2 protein-coding genes are annotated in these 4,200 nt (G+C 70.4%); both read left to right on the top strand.

The annotated features are described in order from the left end of the window. The first annotated feature begins 85 nt into the window (after positions 1–85). Positions 86–1,543 (top strand): penicillin-binding transpeptidase domain-containing protein, encoded by a 1,458-nt coding sequence (locus ACFWOG_RS39900; protein ID WP_329949612.1) that lies wholly within the window; start codon positions 86–88, stop codon positions 1,541–1,543. 357 nt (positions 1,544–1,900) lie between these two features. After that, on the top strand, positions 1,901–4,066 hold the full coding sequence (gene pknB / locus ACFWOG_RS39895) for a Stk1 family PASTA domain-containing Ser/Thr kinase (RefSeq protein WP_329949611.1): 2,166 nt from the start codon (positions 1,901–1,903) through the stop codon (positions 4,064–4,066). The last annotated feature ends 134 nt before the right edge of the window (positions 4,067–4,200 follow it).

The following is a 4,200-nucleotide window of genomic DNA, read 5'->3' as shown; positions in this document are numbered from 1 at the left end:
CGATCCTGCTGAAGATCAGCGACAGCGCCCGCCGCCCGGGCGTGGAACCCGCTCCCGCCAGCGAGCTCCAGGGGGGAGCAGCCTCGTGAACAAGCCGATCCGCCGGGTCTCGATCTTCTGTCTCGTCCTGATCCTGGCCCTCATGGTGCGCACCAACTGGGTGCAGGGCGTCCAGGCCGACGCCTGGGCCACCAACAAGAACAACAAGCGCCAGGTCTACGACCGGTACGCCCACCCGCGCGGCAACATCATCGTCGACGGCCAGCCGGTCACCCAGTCCGCCTTCGTCAACGGCCTGCGCTACAAGTACAAGCGGTCCTGGGTCGACGGCCCGATGTACGCGCCGGTCACCGGCTACTCCTCGCAGGCCTTCGGGGCCAGCCAGCTGGAGCAGCTGGAGGACGGCGTGCTCTCCGGCAACGACGACCGGCTCTTCTTCCGCAACACCCTGGACATGCTGACCGGGGAGCCGAAGAAGGGCGGTGACGTCGTCACCACCATCAACGCCAAGGCCCAGAAGGCCGCCTTCGAGGGGCTCGGCAACAAGAAGGGCGCGGTCGTCGCGCTCGACCCGCGCACGGGCGCGATCCTGGCCCTGGTCTCCACGCCGTCGTACGACCCCGGTGTCTTCGCCGGCAACGAGTCCGCCGACTCCAAGGCGTGGACGGACCTCAACGCCGACCCGAACAAGCCGATGCTCAACCGGGCGCTGCGCGAGACCTACCCGCCGGGCTCGACCTTCAAGCTGGTCACCGCGGCGGCGGCGTTCGAGAACGGCCTCTACCAGAACATCGACGACGCCACCAAGACGCCGAACCCGTACGTCCTGCCCGGCACCAAGACCGAGCTGAAGAACGAGTCCGACAAGGAGCAGTGCGAGAACGCCACGCTCAAGTCCGGCATGGACCAGTCCTGCAACACGGTCTACGGCAAGATCGGCGCGGACCTGGGCAAGGACAAGATGCGGGCGCAGGCCGAGAAGTTCGGCTTCAACAGCACCGTGGACACCCCCGTCCGGTCCGAGAAGAGCGTCTTCCCGACCGACTCCACCCCGGACGGCACCGCGCTCGACTCCATCGGCCAGCACGACACCCGGGCCACGCCCCTGCAGATCGCCATGGTGACGGCGGCGATCGCCAACAACGGCTCGCTGATGCAGCCCTACCTGGTCGACCAGGAGCGCTCGGCCTCGCTGACCACCATCTCCAAGCACACCGAGAAGCAGTTCTCGCAGCCGATCAGCCCGGCCACCGCGCAGAAGCTGCAGGAGATGATGGTCTCGGTGGTCGAGAACGGCACCGGCAGGAACGCCCGGATCCCCGACCTGACGGTCGGCGGCAAGACCGGCACCGCCCAGCACGGCGAGGACAACGCGGGTCTGCCGTTCGCCTGGTTCACCTCCTACGCCAAGGCGGCCGACGGCCGCTCGGTCGCGGTCGCGGTGGTGGTCGAGGACGGCTCCAACAACCGTGACGGCATCAGCGGCGGCCGGCTGGCCGCGCCGATCGCCAAGTCGGTGATGCAGGCGACGCTCGGGAAGTAGCCGGCCGGTCCGGCCGGTCGTGCCCGGCCGACCGGGTCCGCTGGGCCCGCCTGATCCACCGCTTCCGCCCGTTCCGGGAGGCCCCCGGGGCGGGCGCGGACGGCTTCCGCGGGTGAGTGAAATGTCACGATCGGCACCCCTGTCCGGGTACCGGTCTGATATCGGCCTGCGGTCGACTCGGGTCCGGCGCGGTGCGACCGGTAGCGTATCCGCAGCAGCGGGTGTACCCGTTGCCGCCCGCGAGACGCCGCACGGTCCTGAACGCAGAACCACCCGGGGCCCGGGCGGCGTCACAGGGAGCGTGCGGGGACACCTACGTCAGAACCTCACCGGCGGGTGAGGGAGAGGGTCGGAACTATGGAAGAGCCTCGTCGCCTAGGCGGCAGGTACGAGCTCGGCGGCGTCCTGGGACGCGGCGGCATGGCCGAGGTGTACCTCGGCCATGACACCCGGCTCGGCCGCTCCGTCGCAGTGAAGACGCTCCGGGCCGACATGGCCCGGGATCCGTCGTTCCAGGCCCGCTTCCGTCGTGAGGCACAGTCCGCGGCGTCACTCAACCACCCCGCCATCGTCGCCGTCTACGACACCGGCGAGGACTACATCGACGGGATCTCCATCCCGTACATCGTGATGGAGTACGTCGAGGGGTCCACGCTGCGGGAGCTGCTGCACTCCGGGCGCCGGCTGCTGCCGGAGCGCGCGCTGGAGATGACCATCGGCATCCTGCAGGCCCTGGAGTACTCGCACCGGGCCGGCATCGTGCACCGCGACATCAAGCCCGCCAACGTCATGCTGACCCGGCAGGGCAACGTCAAGGTCATGGACTTCGGCATCGCCCGCGCGATGGGCGACGCCGGCATGACGATGACGCAGACCTCGGCCGTCATCGGCACCGCCCAGTACCTCTCCCCGGAGCAGGCCAAGGGCGAGCAGGTGGACGCCAGGTCCGACCTCTACTCCACCGGCTGCCTGCTCTACGAGCTGCTGACCGTCCGCCCGCCGTTCGTCGGCGACTCCCCCGTGGCGGTCGCCTACCAGCACGTCCGGGAGGAGGCGCAGCCGCCGTCCGTCTTCGACCCCGAGGTCCGCCCCGAGGTCGACGCGATCGTGCTCAAGGCGCTCGCCAAGGACCGCGACTACCGCTACCAGAGCGCCGACGAGATGCGCGACGACATCGAGCGCTTCCTCGACGGCCTGCCGGTGGCCGCCGCCCAGCAGGCCGCCGCCTACGGCATGGGCGCCGCCGGGTACGGCTACGACCAGAACGGCTACCCGCAGCACGACCCGTACGGCCAGACCAACATGCTGCCGCAGCACGCCGCCGGCGGGCCGACCACGGTGCTGCCGCAGGCCTCCCCGGCCGGCTACCCGCAGCCCCAGGGCCCCGGCTACGACGACGGGTACGGCCAGACCTACGCCGGCGCCCAGGGCGGCGGCAACGACGGCTACGACGACGGGTACGGCCGCAGCGGCCGGCGCGGCGGGGAGCCGCCGAAGAAGAGCAACACCTCCTGGATCGTGCTGGCGGTCGCCGCCGTCCTCGTCCTGGTGGGCACCTTCTTCGTCGCGCAGGCGATGTTCGGCAACTCGAAGGGCGACACCCCGAAGGAGGCGCCGAAGGTCGCGGTGCCGAACCTGGTCGGCAAGAGCCTGGCGGAGGCCAAGACGCTCGCCGCCCAGGCCGGTCCCAAGCTGGTGGTCACCGAGGGCGAGAAGGTCGCCTGCCCGGACGCCGCGGTGAAGAAGGACCAGGTCTGCACCCAGAACCCGGCGGTCGGCGGCCAGCTCGCGGAGGCCGGCACGATCACCGTGCAGCTCTCCTCCGGCCCGGCCAAGGCCGCCGTGCCGGCCGTGACCGGCAAGACCAAGGAACAGGCCGTCAAGGCGCTGGCCGACGCCGGGTTCACCAACGTCACCTCCGAGTACAAGGACGACGAGAACGCCCCGCTGGAGCAGGTCACCGGCCAGGACCCGCCCCCCAACGCGGGTGCCGACCCGACCGCCCCGATCAAGCTCACCGTCTCGCAGGGCAAGGCGAAGGTCGCCGTGCCCAACGTGGTCGGCCAGCCCAAGGAGGCCGCGCAGGCCACCCTGGAGAGCGCCGGCTTCCAGGTCGACGCCTCGAAGACCACCACGACCAACGACCCGAGCAAGGTCAACACCGTGGCCTCGCAGACGCCGACGGCCAACAGCAAGGTCGCGGCGGCCTCGAAGATCCAGCTGACCGTCTTCAAGGCGCCGGACAAGGTCACCGTCCCGCCGCTGACGAACGTCGTCCTCAGGGACGCCATCAAGCAGCTGGAGACCGCGGGCCTGAAGTACACCATCGTGTTCGGTCCGGCGGACCCGGCCTCGCTGGTCACCAGTTCCACCCCGCAGGCCGGGACCCAGGTGGACCCGCAGACCTCGATCGGGCTGATGACCAAGGCGGCGGATCCGCCCAAAGGGGGCGACACCCCCACCATCCCCGGGATCCCCGGTATCCCCACGCCCTCCAACACCAAAGGGGGACCCAACAACTAAGCCCTGGTTCCCCTGGTTCTGAGCACGTCGGAACCGGGCCGGCCGGCCGAGTTGTTTCCGCACCGACGAGCTCGCCGAAGCCGCCGGCACCATCAACCGCCTGCTCGCCGCCGGTCGGCTGCGAGCGCGCGCCC

Source organism: Kitasatospora sp. NPDC058406 (assembly GCF_042722765.1).
Taxonomy (GTDB): Bacteria; Actinomycetota; Actinomycetes; order Streptomycetales; family Streptomycetaceae; genus Kitasatospora.
The sequence above is the reverse complement of the archived record's forward strand: the minus strand, read 5'-3'. Positions and strand labels throughout refer to the sequence as shown.

Bases quoted from the DNA above. Each gene is read 5' to 3' on its own strand.
- pknB (WP_329949611.1), top strand. From the start codon at position 1,901: ATGGAAGAGCCTCGTCGCCTAGGCGGCAGGTACGAGCTCGGCGGCGTC.